The organism is Borrelia sp. MN22-0132, from assembly GCF_049201035.1.
Lineage (GTDB): Bacteria > Spirochaetota > Spirochaetia > Borreliales > Borreliaceae > Borrelia > Borrelia puertoricensis.
In genome coordinates this window covers 875,055-895,122 of the sequence record NZ_CP138334.1, presented here as the reverse complement: position 1 = coordinate 895,122, position 20,068 = coordinate 875,055, and the positions used below count along the sequence as shown (strand labels likewise).

Annotated in this window: 19 protein-coding genes, 1 tRNA gene and 1 other RNA gene; 6 read left to right on the top strand and 15 right to left on the bottom strand. The window is 27.6% G+C overall.

Annotated features, from left to right (window positions below; all coding sequences use genetic code 11):
* Positions 1–4: 4 nt before the first annotated feature.
* The 5 genes from R5397_RS04220 to R5397_RS04200 are packed head-to-tail and all read right to left on the bottom strand — an operon-like array spanning position 5 to position 7,453.
* On the bottom strand, positions 5–1,891 hold the full coding sequence (locus R5397_RS04220) for a DNA topoisomerase IV subunit A (RefSeq protein WP_421623010.1): 1,887 nt from the start codon (positions 1,889–1,891) through the stop codon (positions 5–7).
* Entirely contained in the window at positions 1,891–3,687 is a 1,797-nt protein-coding gene (locus R5397_RS04215) for a DNA topoisomerase IV subunit B (protein ID WP_421623009.1), read from the bottom strand. Before R5397_RS04215 ends, R5397_RS04220 begins: the two co-directional genes overlap by 1 nt.
* Positions 3,674–4,447, bottom strand: a complete 774-nt coding sequence (locus tag R5397_RS04210; protein ID WP_421623008.1) for a lysophospholipid acyltransferase family protein — start codon at positions 4,445–4,447, stop codon at positions 3,674–3,676. The genes R5397_RS04215 and R5397_RS04210 overlap by 14 nt, the downstream gene beginning before the upstream one ends.
* Positions 4,448–4,452: 5 nt before the next feature.
* A complete protein-coding gene (locus R5397_RS04205) occupies positions 4,453–5,904 on the bottom strand; it encodes a pallilysin-related adhesin (protein WP_421623007.1) in 1,452 nt (483 codons plus the stop codon).
* Positions 5,905–5,953: 49 nt separating this feature from the next.
* The gene (locus R5397_RS04200; RefSeq protein ID WP_421623006.1) at positions 5,954–7,453 is read right to left on the bottom strand and encodes a foldase protein PrsA; all 1,500 of its coding nucleotides are present in this window, start codon (positions 7,451–7,453) and stop codon (positions 5,954–5,956) included.
* A 188-nt stretch (positions 7,454–7,641) separates the two neighbouring features.
* Here R5397_RS04200 and R5397_RS04195 point away from each other — a divergent pair, with 188 nt between their 5' ends.
* Positions 7,642–8,481 (top strand): CheR family methyltransferase, encoded by an 840-nt coding sequence (locus R5397_RS04195; RefSeq protein WP_421623005.1) that lies wholly within the window; start codon positions 7,642–7,644, stop codon positions 8,479–8,481.
* A 46-nt stretch (positions 8,482–8,527) separates the two neighbouring features.
* On the opposite strand, the gene phoU is transcribed toward R5397_RS04195, so the two are convergent.
* Genes phoU through R5397_RS04175 form a run of 4 tightly spaced genes read right to left on the bottom strand, consistent with a single transcriptional unit; the run spans position 8,528 to position 13,105 of the window.
* On the bottom strand, positions 8,528–9,199 hold the full coding sequence (gene phoU, locus R5397_RS04190; protein WP_247065157.1) for a phosphate signaling complex protein PhoU: 672 nt from the start codon (positions 9,197–9,199) through the stop codon (positions 8,528–8,530).
* Positions 9,200–9,210: 11 nt separating this feature from the next.
* On the bottom strand, positions 9,211–10,236 hold the full coding sequence (locus tag R5397_RS04185) for a hypothetical protein (RefSeq protein ID WP_421623004.1): 1,026 nt from the start codon (positions 10,234–10,236) through the stop codon (positions 9,211–9,213).
* Positions 10,233–10,619, bottom strand: a complete 387-nt coding sequence (locus R5397_RS04180) for a hypothetical protein (protein ID WP_421623003.1) — start codon at positions 10,617–10,619, stop codon at positions 10,233–10,235. Before R5397_RS04180 ends, R5397_RS04185 begins: the two co-directional genes overlap by 4 nt.
* A 32-nt stretch (positions 10,620–10,651) precedes the next feature.
* Positions 10,652–13,105: an AAA family ATPase gene (locus R5397_RS04175; protein ID WP_421623002.1), complete on the bottom strand. Its 2,454-nt coding sequence runs from the start codon at positions 13,103–13,105 to the stop codon at positions 10,652–10,654.
* A gap of 69 nt (positions 13,106–13,174) precedes the next feature.
* Here R5397_RS04175 and R5397_RS04170 point away from each other — a divergent pair, with 69 nt between their 5' ends.
* Positions 13,175–13,720 carry a ribonuclease HII gene (locus R5397_RS04170; RefSeq protein WP_247065164.1) on the top strand — a complete coding sequence of 182 codons (546 nt, stop codon included), beginning with the start codon at positions 13,175–13,177 and terminating at the stop codon, positions 13,718–13,720.
* Positions 13,721–13,728: 8 nt separating this feature from the next.
* On the opposite strand, the gene R5397_RS04165 is transcribed toward R5397_RS04170, so the two are convergent.
* Positions 13,729–14,091 (bottom strand): DUF3276 family protein, encoded by a 363-nt coding sequence (locus R5397_RS04165; protein ID WP_247065166.1) that lies wholly within the window; start codon positions 14,089–14,091, stop codon positions 13,729–13,731.
* A 155-nt stretch (positions 14,092–14,246) separates the two neighbouring features.
* On the opposite strand from R5397_RS04165, the gene R5397_RS04160 reads away from it, so the two are divergent.
* Positions 14,247–14,319: transfer RNA gene (locus R5397_RS04160), tRNA-Gly, on the top strand.
* A gap of 45 nt (positions 14,320–14,364) precedes the next feature.
* Here R5397_RS04160 and ssrA read toward each other — a convergent pair.
* Positions 14,365–14,729, bottom strand: a transfer-messenger RNA (tmRNA) gene (gene ssrA, locus R5397_RS04155).
* Positions 14,730–14,885: 156 nt separating this feature from the next.
* Here ssrA and R5397_RS04150 point away from each other — a divergent pair.
* Together R5397_RS04150 and R5397_RS04145 are read left to right on the top strand one after the other, a co-directional pair.
* Entirely contained in the window at positions 14,886–15,572 is a 687-nt protein-coding gene (locus R5397_RS04150) for a queuosine precursor transporter (RefSeq protein ID WP_421623001.1), read from the top strand.
* Positions 15,573–15,731: 159 nt separating this feature from the next.
* A complete protein-coding gene (locus R5397_RS04145) occupies positions 15,732–16,307 on the top strand; it encodes a VUT family protein (protein WP_421623000.1) in 576 nt (191 codons plus the stop codon).
* On the opposite strand, the gene R5397_RS04140 is transcribed toward R5397_RS04145, so the two are convergent.
* Positions 16,294–16,950 carry a TrmH family RNA methyltransferase gene (locus tag R5397_RS04140; RefSeq protein ID WP_247065172.1) on the bottom strand — a complete coding sequence of 219 codons (657 nt, stop codon included), beginning with the start codon at positions 16,948–16,950 and terminating at the stop codon, positions 16,294–16,296. The two genes, R5397_RS04145 and R5397_RS04140, sit on opposite strands and share 14 nt — an antisense overlap.
* 80 nt (positions 16,951–17,030) lie before the next feature.
* On the opposite strand from R5397_RS04140, the gene ung reads away from it, so the two are divergent.
* Positions 17,031–17,702 (top strand): uracil-DNA glycosylase, encoded by a 672-nt coding sequence (gene ung, locus R5397_RS04135; RefSeq protein ID WP_247065174.1) that lies wholly within the window; start codon positions 17,031–17,033, stop codon positions 17,700–17,702.
* Positions 17,703–17,757: 55 nt separating this feature from the next.
* Here ung and secG read toward each other — a convergent pair whose 3' ends face one another.
* From secG to R5397_RS04120, 3 genes are read right to left on the bottom strand one after another with little or no spacing between them, the layout of a single operon-like run.
* Positions 17,758–18,111, bottom strand: coding sequence for a preprotein translocase subunit SecG (gene secG, locus R5397_RS04130; protein WP_421622999.1), 354 nt, complete (start codon positions 18,109–18,111; stop codon positions 17,758–17,760).
* Positions 18,112–18,122: 11 nt separating this feature from the next.
* Positions 18,123–18,887 carry a triose-phosphate isomerase gene (gene tpiA, locus R5397_RS04125; protein WP_421622998.1) on the bottom strand — a complete coding sequence of 255 codons (765 nt, stop codon included), beginning with the start codon at positions 18,885–18,887 and terminating at the stop codon, positions 18,123–18,125.
* 1 nt (position 18,888) lies between these two features.
* Complete coding sequence (locus R5397_RS04120) at positions 18,889–20,067, bottom strand: phosphoglycerate kinase (protein ID WP_421622997.1); 1,179 nt, start codon at positions 20,065–20,067, stop codon at positions 18,889–18,891.
* Between the last annotated feature and the right edge of the window lies 1 nt (position 20,068).

Genomic DNA, 20,068 nt, shown 5'->3' with positions numbered 1-20,068 from the left:
CGAATCATTTAAACTTAACCTTCTTAATAACACCGCTTGAAATTCTCTTACCCATAGAAATACGTGATTTAATTATAAAATCATCAATGCTAATCATTTTAACAATATCTTTACTAGTAGAAAATTCTACAAATTCTGGATTTAAAGCAAAATCTATAAATTCATCTCCATCATTTAAAAATTCATAAACCTTGTCTGTGATAAACTTATCTATCTTAAACCTCTTAACATAATAAAAATTATTAGGTTTATTTAGATAAATTATAGAAAATACTTGATCTTTAGAATTATTGATATCATACACTAAAATATTCACATTATTCTTATCAATGAATGTTTTATCTTCAATATTTTTTAAAACATAAGAATTTTTCTTAAATATCAATATTTTATCATAATAGCTAGCATTACCAATAAATTCACCATCAATAAGACTAGTTCCAACAAAACCTGCCTTCAAGTTCAAATAAACCTTCATATTCTTAGTAGCTATTTCTTTAACATTTTTTGACTTAATAAGGGATATTTCCGTTTTTCTACGATAAACTTTAGAATATTTTGCAAGCAGAGTATCAATAAAATTTATTGAAAAACCTCTAATTGATTTAATATTACTCTCTACACTTTTTAATTCTTTATTTAAAGTTCGAATATGTTTGTTATTTTTATCAATATCAAACATACTGATTTTCCTAATAGGAATTTTAAGTAAATTTTCAATATCATCTAAAACAATCTCTCTATACAAAAAACTATCTTTATATTTTAAAATTTCACTTAAAACAATATTAACAATATCAGATTCTTTAGAAATAGTCTCAAGAATTTTATAAATCTTCTTTTCAATAAAAATTTGTTCTAGGGTCTTAGAAAATATTTTTTCAAGTATTTTATTTCTCTCCAATTCAAGTTCCATCTTTAAAACCTTTTGCAAATGCTCAGCATGAAACTTGATAATATCTGTAACAGTATAGATAACAGGATATCTATCACTCAGTAAAAGCAAATTAACAGAAATAGAAACTTGACAATTTGTATAATGATACAATTTTTCAATAACTTCACTCGCATAAACTCCTCTTGGGAGGGTTAATTCAATCTCAACATTTTCGGTAGTAAAATCATTAATACTTGAGACTTTAATATAATTTTTCCGAATAGCTCTCTCAATTGAAGCTATCAAACTCTCAGTAGTCTCTCCAAATGGCAATTCCTTTATTAAAATGGCCTTATTATCATCTGTAGGTTCAATCCTTGCACGAACCAAAACTTTTCCATTTCCATCAGCATACTCATTAACATCGACTATTCCACCAGTTGGAAAATCAGGATAAAGCTCATAAGACTCCCCAAGCAACTCACTTTTAACAGCACTTAAAATCTCATTAAAATTATGAGGAAGAATTTTAGCAGCCATGCCAACAGCTATCCCTTCACTTCCCTGCACAAGTATTACAGGAATTTTAGCAGGAAAAATTAAAGGCTCATCATTGCGACCATCATAAGAAGGTTCATAAGAGGTTATTTCCTTGCTATAAAGCACTTCAAATGCTAGAGGGGTTAATCGACATTCAATGTAACGCGATGCAGAAGCAGGATCTCCTGTTAAAAGATTACCAAAATTTCCTTGCTTTTCAATAAATAAATCCTTATTTGCCATATTAACAAGTGCTTCATAAATTGAAGTATCACCATGGGGATGATATTTCATTGTATTTCCAACAACATTCGCAACTTTATGAAAATTGCCATCATTCATCTCAAAAAGAGAATGTATGATTCGTCTTTGCACAGGCTTAAATCCATCAATAACACTAGCGATTGCACGATCTTTAATGACATAAGATGAATACTGTAAAAAATTATCCTTAAGTAATGTTTTAATATCCATTAAATTAAATTCTCCATAATAAAGTTTCGCCTCTCAGGAGTATTTGGTCCCATATAAAACCCTAAGTGCTCTCTTATTTCCTTAATATTGACAAGATCTACTTTTGTAAGTCTAATACTAGAAACATCAATAAAACTCCTAAACTCACTTGGAGAAATTTCTCCAAGTCCTTTAAATCTTGTAACTTCAGGATTCTTAAGTTCACGAATAGCTTTTTGCTTCTCTTCTTCAAAATAACAGTAAATAGTGGAACTTTTATTTCTTACTCTAAAGAGTGGTGTCTCTAAAATATACATATGTCCATTCAAAACTAAATCTTCAAAATAAGTCAAAAAAAATGTTAAAAGCAAATTTCTAATATGAAAACCATCAAAATCTGCATCTGTAGCAATAACTATTTTATTATATCTCAAATTTTCAATTGATTCTTCAATACCAAGAGCCACCATCATATTATACAGTTCTTCATTTTTATATATCTCAGACTTATTTTTTTCAAACATGTTTTGTGGCTTCCCACGAAGAGAAAATATAGCCTGCGTATATACATCTCTACAAGACACCATTGACCCTGTTGCAGAATCTCCTTCTGTTAAGAAGATCATAGTCGAATCAGAATGCATACTCTTTTCATTAAAATGAAATTTACAATCTTTAAGTTTAGGAATTTTAAAAGATATTTTCTTTGCTCTCTCTTTTGCCTCTTTGCGTACACTACTTAATTCTTTTCTAAGACGCTCATTATCAACAACTTTATTTTCAATTGCCTTTGCAAGGGTCTTATCCTTATAAAGGATTTCCAAAATTATCCTTTGTACCTCTTTAGCAACACTGCTTCTAGTTTCAATATTACCAAGCTTATTTTTAGTCTGACTTTCAAATATTGGATCTTTTATCTTAACTGAAAGTGTAGCTATAAGACCTTCTCTAATATCAGTAGATGAATATGTTTTTTTTAGAAAATCATTAATGGCTCTAGCAAAACCTTCTCTAAATCCTGTCTGATGGGTACCTCCATCACTAGTATATTGTCCATTCACAAATGAAAAATATGTCTCACCATAATTATTTGTATGAGAGAAGGCAAATTCTAAAGTCTTACTGGAATAATAAACAAAATCATAAAGTAAATCTTCACCCTTAATCTCAGCATTTATAAAATCGAGAAGTCCATTATCAGATTGAAAAATCTGACCATTATAATTAATTTTTAAACCTTTATTTAAACAAGCATAATGAAAGAATCTTCTTCGTAAAAAATCTTCACTATATTTATATTTACCAAAAATCTCTGTATCAGCTAAAAATTCAATATAAGTACCATTTTGCTCATTCGATTTTCCTTCTGTAGTATTAATTAAATTACCTTTTGAAAAAATTGCCTCAAAGAAATTTCCGTCTCTGATTGACCTTACTAAAAACTTTGAGCTTAAAGCATTAACCGCTTTAGTTCCAACTCCATTAAGTCCCACAGAAAATTGAAAAACATCATCATTATATTTAGCACCAGTATTAATAACAGAAACACTCTCTACAACTTTTCCAAGAGGAATTCCACGACCATAATCTCTTACACTAATTATATTATTTTCTTTTTTTATCAAAATTTCTTTGCCATGGCCCATAATAAATTCATCAATTGAATTATCAATAATCTCTTTAACTAAAATGTAAATACCATCATCAATATTAGAACCATCTCCCAATCTCCCAATATACATTCCAGACCGCAACCTAATATGCTCAAGGGAAGACAAGGTAACAATCTTACTCTCATCATAACTATTTGTCTTCATTTAAATTCCTATCAACATTATATTGAATTTTCATATTTTCTAATTTTTTAATTATCTTATCTCTAACAATAATATGAAGCCTCGCCTTATCATCATCTGTCAAATTAGAAACATCTATTAAAGAATGAACATGTACATATATGGATAAACCTGAATTCAATATCAAATTTTTAACAAAAACCTTATGTGTATTAAACAAAGTCACAGGAATAATTGGAGAATTTGTTCTTAAAGCCAGATTAACAGAACCTCTTTTAAAATCTCTTGTCCTACCACCTCGATTTCTAGTCCCCTCAGGAAAAATTCCAATAGCTCCACCTTCTTGAATAACTTTCGCTGCTTTCCTTTGAGTAATAGCAGAAGATTTTAGACTATTCCTATTTATAAAAATAGATCCCATAGAAATTAATAGAAAATTAATTAACGGTATTTTTAAAAGGGATTTCTTAGCAACTATCACAAAAGGTTTCATAAAGACATAAATTAAAAAAAGTGGATCCATTGAAGCAATATGATTTGCCATAATTACTACACCATCCTCAGGTAAAGAATAATCATCATCCTTTGTAACAATAACTTTAATTCCAGAAAACCACAAACTGATCTTAATAGCAAATCTAACTAATATAAAACTAAACTTTATAAAATAATTTTCAAACCTAAAAATCTTAAAAATTAAAAATACTGGAAATAAAACAGTAAAAACCAAAACAAAGAAAAAAAAATTAATATAAGTAACAATACTCCTTAATATCTTCATAAAATTTAACCTAATTTTTCTATCCTTTCAAGTTTCAATTTTTGCCCCTTAACCAGACTTACTTCATCTTTTAAAATTTTAATAGGATTAAGGAGAATTGTAGAAAATTTTTGTTTCTGAACTATTCTCTCGCTATACTCAATAATAAAGGCTTCACTTATCTTATTTTCATCCATACTAATTTCATACTCAAGTACTAAATTACTATCTAAACTAAAAACATTAAAAATTCCATAATAAATGTTATCTCCAACAATATAAGTAAGATTAGGATAAGAAAAATCATAAATGATATCCTTACACACATAATTACCACTTGGAATAAACAAAGAATTCTTATCATCCTCAACTAAAACAGAATCATTAAATCGCTTAAAAACACCTGAAAATCCATATTTATCATAAGCATCTGTTCCAGTATCAATTTTTATCTCAATATTATCAATGTCAATAATTTTAATCCAAAAATTATATACTATTAAATCTGAAAAAATAGATTTGGTACTGATATTAAGAGTATTATAAGCAGGTCTTGAGATATACTCAATATGTGCAATTTCTTGAGAATTGTTTTTAAAAATACTAATTTCATTAAGATGCCTATTAAATGATAAAAATAAAGCATCCTCAAAATTTGACTTCCTTAAACGCTGATGTGCATTACTATCATACCAAACGCCATATAAAAATTTATAAACTTCTTCTTTGGGTAAATTTTTTAAAGTTTTATATACATCATTATCTATCCGCCTGACTTTTTCACTAGCAGATAAAGGATAATATTTACCTTGCAATTGAGAATACTCATACTTTTCTATTTTACTTACTATCATATCCTCACCCTGCTTCTCATACCTTTCCAAAGAAATAGAATAACTCTCCCTTGATTTTTTATCATCATAAGCTGAGGATCTATCATACTTATTTATAATAATACTTCCATTCACCTTATCAAAAAATATAGGTCTATACGAAGCGACATCATTAGCAACCGCTCTTTGAAAGACATACAAAACAGAATCTTCATCTAAAAAACCTTGGATTACTATATCAAAATTATAATCACCAGTAATATCTTCAAGATAAATATTGTAAGAACTTTTAGAATCAATATTTACTTGGGTTTTAAAAAGAACGACTGCTTCATGATTCTTTGGATCAAAACCAATAATAAATAAATAAGTTTTAAGATCTGCAAAATTCTGTGCTAAAACCACCTGTTCAAAATAAACATCCAAATTTAAATTTTCCTGATGAACTGACAAAATTTTGTAACCCTTAAGGTCAATCAAAGAACCAAAAAAATCTTCTCCAGTATCTCCACTTAAATCTGTATCAGAATAACTTATTTCACTAATTTTTTTCATCTCTTTATTAAAAATAATAAAATCCTTGCTGCCTTCAACACAAGAAAATAAAGTTACAAAAAGAAATATAATCCATTTTTTAAAACACATATCACATGATTTTCATCTATACCAACAACAACTTAAATGTCTAAACATACTAATTGCTGGCCTTTAAACTAAAATCCTGTAAAGAAAAGAATGCTTCATTAAAATTTTCCTTAAAATTATTTTTATTCAAAATATAATCCAACACCAACTTATTATTTGCCTGATAAAGGACATCAATAATACGATCTTCTTTAATTAAATTATCAGAATTATTAACACTTGAACTAAAAGAAAATAAATAAACTCGCTGATCTGCTAAAAAGGGCTTAGACCACTGACCTTCTTTCAAATCAAAGATGACATCATAAAAATCTTTACTATTACTGAAAACTGACAGTTCCCTTAACGTACTAGGATAAATATTCATATTATATGCAAGATTAACAACATCCTCTTTCAATACCAAATTATGTTTTTTAAAAACTTGTTGCGGTCCATCAAAATTAACTTCAGTCAAAATATCATTAAGCTTTTTTTCAAGAAAAGTCTCAATAACACTAGGTTCATAAGTTTCTATATAGTTTCTAACAGAACTAATATCATGCTCTGAATTTTTATCAAAATCACCAATATTGCTCAATGCTTTGTATATATCATATCCATTTCCATTTTTAGATTTAATAGGGCTAGTAAATTCATTCACCTTCAAAGCAAAAATTGCAGCAAGATCTTCCTTTTTCTCAAGGACAAGATCAAAATCAAAATAATACTTCTTAGAAGATGCAATACCTTTAAAATTAGTAACGTCTTCGGAATAAAATTTAGCAACTTCTTCAAAAGGCATACCTTTAGATAATTTCTCATAAGCACCACCAGCATCGCTTAAATTTTTAAAACGAATAGAAACAATATCTAAACTCTTAAATAATTTCTGATTCTGATCAGCATAAGAGATCACCTCATCTTTTGGAAAGTCCTGGTATGAGAGTGAAACATATACAATATTGCGTCTAATCTCATTCATATTTTTAATAGAATTTAGAAGAGAATCTGGCAATATGAAGCTGCTGCTTAACAAAACCTGTATGTTTGTAGAGAGCAAATTGTCTACTGCTTCATTATGAATTTTAAACTTCTGATAATCAGAAACTTTATTGTATCTCTTGGAACTAAAATTACCACTAGAGTCTAAGTACACAGGAGAATTCATTAAATTCTTATTCAAAATATTTTTTGAAACATAGAAACTATTAGTCTTTGCTAAATCAATAAAGGCAATATCTTCAATATATTTCATAAAAGCCATGTTCCAAATAAAATACTCTATATCAAGACTATTATTTTTTTTCAATTTAGAATAAAAATTTGAGTAAGATTTAACATATTGAGCAAATTTATTGTCTTTTTCATAATAAACTGGTTGTCCCTTATAAGATCCAAACTTTAAACTAGATGAATCAGTAGTATCAAATAAACCTGGCATTAAGGGTGCAATAATAAACCCAAATACAATTAAGATAAGTGCTAAAAGCCCCCATATTCCAACTTTTCTATCATTAAAATCAACTTTGGATATAACTTCTTTTGCTTGATTTACTCTCTTACTCATAAACATAACCTTTGTAATTTAAATAAAATAACATTTTAGATATTAAAATAGCATAATTAACATATTATTTCAATTAAAATATTTATATCAAAAAGCATTTTTGGTATCATAAATATACGTAAATGCTTTTGAGAATTTAAGAGATCCTACAACTTAATGATGAAAAATATTATAGAAGACAATGCCATATGAATAATGAATTTAATATCAAAATAAATCAAAAAGAGTTTAATAGGCTTACCAAAATAATTTATAATAATTTTGGTATTAATCTGAACGACAAAAAAAAATTGTTAATTGAAAGTCGATTATCATCAACAATTAGAACAAAAAATTTGAGCAACTTTACAGAATACATTAATTACTTAGAAAAACAAAATAATCAAATATCTTTAATAGAACTAGTGGATAAAATATCAACAAACCACACTTATTTTTTTAGAGAACCTAACCATTTTGAATTTCTTGAGAAAAAATTGTTACCCAAAATGCTTAAGCAAATGGCTCAATCAAGAGAAGAAGAAATTAGAATATGGTCAGCTGGATGCTCAAGTGGAGAAGAAGCATACACAATTGCAATGATATTAAATGAATACATAAACAACAACAAAATTAACTGCAAAGCAAAAATACTAGCAACAGATATTTCCATTACTGTTCTTAATGAAGCTAAAATGGGAATTTATTCTGAAGATCGGGTAAAGACACTCCCCAATCATCTAAAAAGCAAATATTTAAATAAGCTTACAAATGACAAATTTGAAGTCAAAGACATACTAAAAAAAATGATTCAATTTAAAAAATTGAATCTAATGAATGAAATTTTTCCATTCAAAAAAAAATTTAATTTAATCTTTTGTAGAAATGTAATGATTTATTTTGATGAAAAAACTAGAAATAAACTTGCTGAAAAATTCACTCAACATTTAAAAGATGACTCTTATTTGCTAATTGGTCATTCAGAAGCAATTAGAGACAGTAAAAATTTAAAGTACATCATGCCAGCAACATATAAAAAAATCAACTGAATAAAACAAGTGAAAATTGTTTATTCATAACTTAAATCATATTTCTTTAAGTCAGATTTACTTTTTCTCCCACTTTAACAAAATAAAGTAACTCACCTATCGTTGCAACATGATCCCCTACTCTTTCTAAAAAACTATTTAAAAATAATATATTTAAAAGATAATCTAAATTCTCTGGATTATTTTTCATCGCATCAATTACAATTGTTTTTTGCTTTGAAAATAATTTATCTATAATGTTATCATACTTTACTATTTTAAGTATTTTAACAAAATCTCCATCAAAATACGCATCAAAAATATTCGCAAGCATATCTTTTGCTGTGTCTGCCATCTCCCTTAAAGGCTTTTGATAAATATCAACCGAAGAAAAATCAACTACATTAGATTCTAAAAGAAGTACAACCTTTACAATTTTAGTAGAATGATCCGCAATACGCTCAAGAGAACTGATTATTTTAATAATTGCCAAAATCTCTCTAAGTTCAGTAGCAACAGGATGTTCAGTAGCAATTATTCGTCCACATAAATCCTCAATATCATATTGATAATCATCTATCATTTTCTCATCCTCATTGATAATTTTTTTAGCCAAATTTTTGTCTCTAGATTCCAAAGCTATTAACGAGTTTTCTATGATTTTAAGAACACACTCCTTCATATCCCAAAGATAATCTTTAATAACTTCAAGTTGTTTAGTAAGCCTACGTCTAATCATACCAAATTCTCCTAAAAAAACCGTTTTAAAAATAAAAATCTCAATTTAGAAAGCTCATAATAATTGCTAAAAGGATAGCTATCAATAACTCTCTTATAATAACTAAGAGACTTTATAAAATCTTTATACTTGCTCTCAGTCTCATATAGTTTGCCCAACAAATAGTTATATCTATCTGGAAACCTTGAATTTAAATACTTTGGATAGTATAGCAAACTTAAATTCAAAAAAAATTCATATTCGCCATTCATTAACAAAAACTCAAGAACATCAAGATAAATATTCTCACTAAAATCAATATTATTTTCCACTAAGAATCTAACATCTCTTAATACATTTTCCACATTACTTAATTTAATTCCAAGATCAATCAGATTTAAAAAAATCTTATTAAAGTATACATCTCTTAAACTCAAGTAATTTAAGTAAGAATTCAGATAATCTCCACTCTTATAATAAAGCTCGGCTTTTAATAAAGTATATTCATTATCATCAAAATCGTATTTATTAAGTAATGCAATTGACCCTTTATAGTCATTAATGTAAGATAAATTTAAAGCTCTCTTCATAATGTCTCTCAAGTTTAAATTATTATTACTCTTATCAGTTTTAATAACCTTATCTAAATTTAAATTATCTTCGGGATTCATTCCATTCAACTTGGAAGATTCTTCCCCCTTAGCAATTTTCAAAATTACATTTTTAGTAAACTCCCTAGAATCCTTCACATTTTGATATTTAAAAGTCAACATAATAATTCCAACATTCTTTGAAGTTTGAAAAGTAAACATAGCTCCATTTTGATAAGATTCTGCTAAAAGCCTAATGAAGGCATTATTTTTAACATTTTTAATATAAATCCAAGTAGCATCTTTAAAAAAAAAATTAAATTTTGAATTAGTACTCACCAAAAATTCTTGCTTCTCACTACTAAAATCAAGCTCATAAGTACTATATCGATTTTCAAAAGCCAAAGAAGGTATAACATTAATAATAAAAAATAAAAAATTACAATAAATAAAACATTCTCTACTCACTTATAATTTTCCAAAATTTTATCAACTAATGATTCATTTTCTTTCTCTAAATCAATATTAAACAAATTATCCGACTTTACCCAAAGACTCTTAAGAAGTTCTTCACTAATTGACTGATGAGGCATTACACTATCTCCTAACTTACCATCAGGAAGATTAGGCTTAGGAAAGAAAAAATCATCCATATTTAGACTAGAATTTAAATCAAAATAAAAATCTTCTATATTAAGTAATTTTAATTTTTGATTTAAATGTTCTTCTGTATTACTTCGAGTCTTTTCAATCATTTTATATGAATAAAAATAAGTAAGCAAAGAAACAATAATCGATAAAAATATCAAAATTAAAAAATATTTTTGAAAACGAAATTTTTTCTCTCTCATAATAAATTCCCTAATTAATATACTTAATAAAATTATATATTAAATATTACACTTTCTCCATTATCACTAGTAACACCGATTAAATTTTTACTTCCTTGAGCAACATACATATTATGAGTTATTATAAACAATTGAACTCTCTGACCAAGTTCCTTAAAAAGTACTGATAGCTTATTACTATTTTCAAAATCAAGAGAAGCATCTATTTCATCAAGAACACAAAATGAAGCAGGGGAATAATAATACAAAGCAAATAAAAATGCTATGCTAATTAAAGAATGTTCACCCCCAGAAAGCATTTTATTTCCCTTTGCTAATTTATCCTTAAAGTCTATTTTGATTTCTATCTCACCTGAATCCTTACCATAAAAAAGACTCCCATTGCCCTTAAACATTCGATTAAAAAAATAAATAAAATGATTATTAATTTCATTAAAAGCATCATTAAATCTTTTATCAATTTCCCTTTTTATTTTTTTTCTCAGCTTATTTAAAGATTCCTTAGTCGAATTTAAATCATCTATTTGTAAATTTATTCTCTCAACCTTTTCTTTTATCTCATTATATTCTCTCTCAACATTAAAAAAAATATAATTATTATGTTCAATCATATTAATTTCTTTTTGTAAAGCATCTATTTTGGCCATATCTTCTGTAAATTCAAATTTTTCTAAATTATTATTAACAAGATTAAAATCTTTTATCTCATCTGCAATATCTAAACTAGAATTAAATAAAATGTCATATTCTGCCTGTTTTTTCATATATTCATAATAAGACGAATTTTTAAAAGCATCTAATAAATTTAAAGAATTAATCTCATTACTAGGAACTAATTCACTACCCTTAGCTTCACTTAAAAATTTATCCAAATTAACATTAATATCACTTCTCTCCAAACTTAATTCATCTAATTTTAAGTTCAAATTATTAAGTCTTTCTCTAAGTTCATCCCTAGTTTCAAATAAAAATCTTAAATTACTATCTATCAACTTAATCTCATCTTCATTCTTAAGCCTAGAAAGCTCTGTATATTCAATTTCTCCTAATATCTCGTTTAATTTTGCCGTTTTATTCGACACAAGCCCCTCAATAGTAGTGATTTCCTTTGCAAGACTAGTCTTTGAATTATTTTTTGAAAGCAAAAATTTCCTTAAATCAACATTTTGCTCAAAGATAGGTTCAATTTTTTCCTTTAATAAATTTAAAAGCTTATCTTCTTTGACTATATACTTAAGTAAATTTTCCCTAATCTCTTTAATATATTTTATACTTAAAGTATCCTCAAAGGATTTTAAAGCACTCAAAATGTTTTTCTTTAGCAGTTCAAATTCTTCTATGTTACTCTCCTTAGAAATTGATAAAACTAAATCAACAAGTTCAAAAAAACTCCTAGTATACCTATTTATTTCATCAATAACAGCAAAAAAATCTTTCTTCTTAGATTGAAGTGAATTATTTAAATTCATTAATTCTTCATTTATGCCAACCTTTACCGATTCAATTTGCACTTTATTGCTCATAAAAATATCTGTTAAGTTCATTTTTCCTTTTCTGTCATGTTCTAATTTTTGAATCTTGATCTCTATTTCAAGCAATTTGGATTTTAAAGTTTCAATTTCTTTCTTTATTACCTCAATGTTCTTAATAACATTTTTTTCTCTAAAAGAATAAAATTCTAACTTTTCCTTAACACTTTCAATAGAAAAGCTATTTAAAGATAAAATTTTATCTATATCCTTAATATCCAGTTTGTTCTTAAGTTCATTTAACTCAAAATTAATATTAAAGAGTTTTTTTAATCTTAAATTCTTCTCCAATATCTCTAAATCTGTCTTTAATTTTTGATACTTACCCTTAAGAAAAAAATCATTTTTGATCTTTTCATATTTTTCATTCAACTCATCTCTTAAAGTCCAAAGAGAATTCAAATTCTCTTTGGACTTTTCCAACTTCTTATATGCCTGTTCTTCTTCAACTCTAAGTATATCTATTCCACTCGCCTCTTCTATTAAAGATTTCAAATTAATATTTCCACTGGAAGAAATTTTCTCAATTCTACCTTGATTAATAAACATATAAGGTGAATTCTTTAGCCTTAACTTATTGATAAGACTTTCATAACTTTTAAGATTTAAAGTATCATTATTCAAAAAATATTCACTTGTACCATCTTTATAAAGCCTTCTTCTAATGTAAAACCTATCTCTAAAATCACTCACAGATAAATCTTCATTATTAAAAAAAAGAGTTACTTCAGCAAAATTAGATTCTCCAGACTTAGCAGCAGAAATCAAATCTGTTATATATTTAACTCTTAAAACACTTAAATTATCTTCCCCTATACAAAAACGAATTGCATCTAACAAATTACTTTTTCCACAACCATTAGGCCCAACAATAAAATTTAAACTACTATTTAATTTCAATTCCTGCATCTTAACAAAAGATTTAAAACCTAAAAGTCCTATTTTTTCTAAAAACAAAGCCACTCCCAATTAAATTATAAATAAAATTAATTTACTAAGAATAATTTCATATTATAATCAATAGTGATGATTTGTGGAATTGATGAAGTTGGACGAGGCTGTATCTTTGGACCTGTTTTAAGTGCAGCTGTTATTTTTAAAGGAAATCCCAAATTTTTAAATGAACTAGATGATTCAAAAAAACTTAACAAAGCAAAAAGAGAATACTTATCATCATTAATACTCGAAAATTCATATTATGCATTTGCAGAAGTACCTAATAAAATTATTGATAAAATCAATATTCATCATGCTTCGCTCCTTGCAATGCAAATTGCATATGAAAAATTAAATATAGACTGTGATTTAGTACTTGTAGACGGAAAATTTACTCCAAAAATAAAAGCTAAAAAAATCCAAGCAATTATTAAAGGAGATTCCATAATTAATGAGATAAAAGCAGCATCAATCATTGCAAAAGTACAAAGAGACAAATTGATGGATGAATACGATAGAATCTATCCTCTGTATGCACTTAAAAAAAACAAAGGATATCCAACAAAAGAACATAAAGATGCAATAAAAAAATATGGAATTTTAAGGCTTCACAGAAGAAGCTTTCAACTCATTTAAATAAAATTTTAGTTATTATCATCTCTAAATTTGTCTGAAAAACGATAATTCCTGTCAAAACTAAGATTGCCGTTTTTACTCCTTTCTTTGTGTCGATCAAAATCATTATGATATTCCCCTCTTGTAACCGAATTCTTAGAAATTTTTTTCTTAACCACAGAAATAGCCCTTAATAAATTTGACTCAAATTCTTCAATATTTTCTTCATAAACAAAAACTGAATGTCTCTCAAAATCTCCATTAACATTTCTCTTACTCTCTACAATATTCAAAAAATAATCGCCCTTTCTATTTTCTTTGACATTAAAAAAATAAGTTCTATCAGAATTTGTAAATAACTTATCAGAATATACTTCCCCTCTCTCGCCCATTAAGTCCTCCACACAAAAAGTCTTTATATTATATCAACCCACACAAAAGTTAACATAATTGTACTTACTAAACAAAAAAAATACTAGCCAAAATTAATAATAAAATCAATTGACATAAAGTACAATTTTTTTATAAAATCAACTCTGTTCTTTATGCGTCCTTCGTATAATGGTTAATTACCTTAGCCTTCCAAGCTAATGATGTCGGTTCGATTCCGATAGGACGCTTTTCAAATAATACCTTAAATAAGTGTGTATCCTAATGCATAACAATATTGGAGATGGCGGGAATTGAACCCGCGTCCTAAAAATAATATCATAAATATCTACAAGCTTAGCTAGTGTTTAAAAAAAAGTAACAAGGTTTGGGAAAACTAGCAAACCGCCAAATTACTCCCAAGTTTAAAAGTCCCTAAAAATCAACTTGAAATATTTTTAAGCAAGCTTTGATGTCTTGAAAGAGTATAAGCTGAACCTCAAAGCAAAATCCAACAGAACTCTCTGCTAATTTAAGCAGCCATTACAAGATTTGAACTTGTAAAGTCATTATTTTTTGCATTTATTAAAGAAGTTTTAAGAGATTCCCTCTGCTTGCAATTTATGCTACTAAAGTTTTTAGTCAAATCCAAAACATCCCCTGATCATAATTTAAAGAAGAAGTATAACATAAATGCACCTAAAAAGGCAAAACAATCCAATTTGCAAAACAACATCTAAAAGCTTATAATGGTCCTAATATATTTAAACAATATTATTAATAAAAAATAAAATAATCAATGATGAAAGGAGTCCTTTTGAATAATGAAATTTTATGGTTCATTATGTTAATCTGTATTTATTCAGTTCTAATTATTATATACAAACTTTTTGGAAAAAAGGGATTGTTCGCATGGGTAACATCATCTGTCATTATCGCAAATATTCAAGTTTTAAAGCAAATCTCAATATTTGGATTTAATGCTACACTTGGTAATATTATTTATGCTTCATCATATGTTGCAACAGATATTTTATCAGAATTTTATGGTCGAAAAACTTCAAAAAAAGCAGTTTATATTGGATTTATAAGCTTCATAGCTTTTGCATTCATGACAAATATTCAACTTTATTTTTCAACAAGTAGTTCCGATATATATTTAAAAAACCTAGAAAGCATTTTTTCTTCAATTCCAATTCTATTAACTGCATCAGTTATCGCATATATCATATCTCAACTAAATGACATATACCTATACCAATTTATTAAAGATAAATTCCCAAAATTCTTATTTATAAGAAGCAACGGCTCAACATTAGTAAGCGAGCTAATAGATACAATAATCTTTATAAGTATTGTAACATATTTTAATATATTTCCAAAAGAAGCTTATTTAGATATAGTAATTTCCACATATTTCATTAAAGGATTTGCAGGCATACTAGGAACTCCTTTCATTTACATTGCAAAATGTGTATATCAAAACAAAAAAAATTCAATATAACAGCAATATCCCTCTAACTATTGCCTACCAATCTATGCTATAATTAATGATATGATGGACATGATTTTATGGACAACCTTACTAGTATTTGTATACCTACAATTAATATTATTATACTATCTATTCGGAAAATCGGGTCTTTTTTGCTTTAACAGCATTATGACAATACTTTCAAATCTCATTATACTTAAAAAAGTATTTATATTCGAACAGCAAATAAGCCTAGCAGGAATAATATTCCTCTCAATTCTCTGCTCATTAAACCTGATTACAGAAAAATACAATGATAAATTAGCAATAGAGTCAATAACATTAAACATGTTTATACATATAACTTTTGTAACAATGATTTATTTTACATTATATTTTCAACAAAATGAATTTGATACTTCTAATATACATTTAAAAGTATTGTTTAACAATGCTTCCTATACTGCAATAATTTTCACTGGAACATACATTATATTTTTATGTAATTATATTAACATAAAAATATACTCTACATTACAAAATAACAACATAAGCAATAAACTTATAAATCATAATTTGTCAAGATTATGTTCCTCATGTATAGCTTATATATTAGCTAACATCTCAATGCATGTGATAGCACAATTATATCCTGGCAATAATATCAATATGGTAGAAAGCTCATGGATTTTTACTATCACAATCATGATAATTGATACTTTTATCTATTATTTCTTAAATGCTTTGAAAGTTAGAAAAGCTTAAGTTTTTCAATAGTTTGATACTTTTTTACAATTTTTCTATAATAATCAAGTTTTAAAACCAATTTTTCATCTTCATTCAACAAATATTCAATAGAACTTTTTCTTAAACGACTAATCAATGAATAAAAGACTATTGAAACGGCTACAGAAAGATTATAACTTTGAGTAAACCCATACATTGGAATTTTTAAATGCAAATCAGCATTTTCTAAAACTGTATTACTAAGTCCTGTTAATTCTGTTCCAAAAAATATTGCCATTTTAGAATCAATTGGAAAATCCTCAAGAAATATAGCTTTATTATCTAACGATGTAGCTACTATTTTATATCCATTATCCTTAAGATTATCAAATGCAGATCTAACACATTTATATTTAATTATATCTATCCATTTTGAAGCTCCAAGAACAATACCTGGATTTAAAGTATATTTATTACTGGTCTCAATAATATGAATATTACTAAGTCCCAGAATTTCAATCGTACGCATCGTCGCACTTGCATTTTGAGGCTGAAAAATATCTTCAAGTACAAGTGTCAAATAATTTGTGCGATTAATTAACACTTCATCTATTCTCTCTCGCCTTCTTTGCGTGATAAATTCAGACAAAATTTCTATTCTCTTCAAGATATCATTACTCACAAAATACAATTTTATATAAAAAAATAATAAAATCCAATTCAAATGTTAAAAAACAATTTATTTTTTATATAATTATAAGAGTGGAAGTAAAGATAGAAGAATCTTGGAAAGAAATGTTAAAAGGTGAATTTTGTAAAAGCTATTTCAAAAGGCTTGTGAATTTCATAAAAAACGAATATAAAACTAAAAAGGACAAAATATTTCCACCACCAAAATTAATATTTAATGCATTTGATTCTTTGCCATTCAAAGATATAAAAATAGTCATACTTGGACAAGATCCGTATCATGGAAAAGGACAAGCTAATGGTTTAGCCTTTTCTGTTAATTCAGATATCAAAATACCCCCATCACTACAAAATATTTTTAAAGAAATAGAGAGAAGTTTAAAAATTAAAACTATTCCAAATGGAGATCTAACACGATGGGCAACACAAGGCGTATTTTTACTAAATTCAATATTAACAGTAGAAGAAGGATGTCCATCATCTCACAAGGACATTGGCTGGGAAATTTTTACAAACGAAGTAATAAAAATTATTTCAAACAATCTAAATAATATTGTGTTTATGTTATGGGGTAATTTTGCAAGAGGAAAAAAAGAATTAATAGACGCATCAAAACATTTAATTCTTGAAACAAGTCACCCATCCCCTTACTCTGCACATAACGGTTTTTTAGGCTCAAATCATTTTAGTCAAACTTTAAAATATCTAAAAGAACACAATAAAATTGCAATAGACTTTCAATAGACTAACTTGCCTAATATTTAATTTCAATAGCCTATCAGACAAGTCATCCTAAACATTATTTTTCTTTCTTTAAAGTATCTTCATTAACAGTATCATCATTTTGATTTGTATCATCATTCCAAAACGTTGAACTTTTTTCATTTGCCTTAACATCCTTTAACAAACTGTTATCAACTCTTTTGGTATTAATAAAAGACAATGCTATCACAAAAATAAAGAAAAGCATAATAAAAAATGCTGTAATCCTTATCGCAATATTTGAAGATTTTGCTCCAAAAATAGAAGAACTACCACCTCCAAACACGCCTCCAATACTATCACCTTGTTCATCTTGAAATAAGACTAACAAAACAATCATAAATGAAGTAATAATAAAAAAGACAAAGATTAAAAATCTAAATAACTCCAAAATACCCCCCTCTATTTAGCCACCTTATTAACTATATTCAAAAATGAATCGGCCTTTAAAGATGCACCTCCAATCAATGCTCCATCAATGTCACTCTCACCCATAAGGCCTTCTACATTATCAATATTAACAGAACCACCATACTGAATAATAATGTTATTTGCCGCTGAAGCTGAATACAATGATTCAATCTCATGCCTAATTGCTCTGTGAACTTCTTGTGCCTCTTCTTTTGTTGCTGTCTGTCCAGTTCCAATTGCCCATACAGGCTCATAAGCTAAAATTATTCGTTTAAGATCAGATTCAGACACAGAAATTAATCCTTTTCTAATCTGATTTAAAACCACATCTAAAGTTTTATTATTCTCTCTCTCCTCAAGAGTTTCCCCAATACAAAAAATTAAATACTTAAATGGATGTTTAAGTCCTGCAAGAACTTTTTTATTTACTACTTCATCAGTATCCCCAAGATAAGTTCTACATTCAGAGTGCCCAAGTATTACGTAATCGACCCCAAATTCCAAAAGCATAGAAGGTGAAATTTCACTTGTTCTTGCTCCACTATCCTCATAAGACATATTTTGTGCACCAAGAAGAACATTACTTCCCCTCGTAACTTCACAAACCTTACAAAGAGATGTAAATGCGGGTGTTATCATAACCACAACATCATCCTTAATATTTTTAACTCCGTCTACAATTTGTTTAGCAACACCTGCGGCTTCCATACTTGTATAATGCATTTTCCAGTTTCCCGCTAAAAATATCTTTCTCATTTTACTTCTCCAACACTTTTATACCTGGTAAAATTTTTCCCTCAAGATATTCAAGAGAAGCACCACCCCCTGTTGAAACATGGGTTATCTTTTCAGATAAATTAAATTTATTCACAGCAGCCACTGAATCTCCTCCACCAACAACCGTAATTCCAGAACAATTTGCAACATATTCTGCAACCTTTGCTGTACCTTTAGAAAAAGCATTAAATTCAAAGACCCCAAGAGGCCCATTCCAAATCACAGTCTTCGCACTAACAAGAACTTCTCCAATTTTTCTCAAAGTTTTCTCACCAATATCCATACCAATCTTATCATTAGGGATATCAACAGAATCAACATACTCAGGAATAGAATCTTCCATAAATTCACTTGCAACAATATGATCAAGTGGTAAAATAACTTTCACATCTAATTCTTTTGCCTTTTTCAAAAAAGATGAAGCCACATCAATATATTCACTCTCCAAAAGAGACTTTCCAATAGAATACCCTTCTACCTTTAAAAAGGTATATGCCATTCCACCACCAACTACCATTACATTCGATTTTGGCAAAAGAGACTCTAGTACTGCAATTTTTGAAGAAATTTTTGAACCACCAATTATTGCAACAAATGGACTCTCAGGATTTCTTAAAATTTTGCCCAAAAATTCATCTTCTTTTTCCATTAAAAATCCACCAACAGCTGGTAAATAAGCTGCAAGGCCTGATGTAGAAGCATGTGCTCTATGAGCAGTGCCAAAAGCATCATTTACAAAAATATCACCATTTTGAGATAATTTCTTTACAAAAGCATCACAATTGTCTTCTTCTTCCTTATAAAATCTTAAATTCTCAAGTAAAACAATATCTCCATTTTTCATACAAGAAACAGTAGTTGCTACTTCATCACCAATGCAATCAGGTATCATCTTAACATCTTGTCCTAATAGTTCTGACAACCTTTTAGCAACAGGCATAAGAGAATATTTAAGATTTTTCTCTCCCTTTGGCCTACCCAAATGACTCATAAGAACAACTCTGGCTCCCTGAGACTTAAGATACTCTATTGTAGGTAATGCAGCCTTAATTCTGGTATCATCAGTAATGTTCCCTTCTTTTAAGGGAACATTAAAATCACATCTTACTAAAGCACGCTTGCCTGAAAAGTCACAATCCTTTATTGTTTTTATTGACATT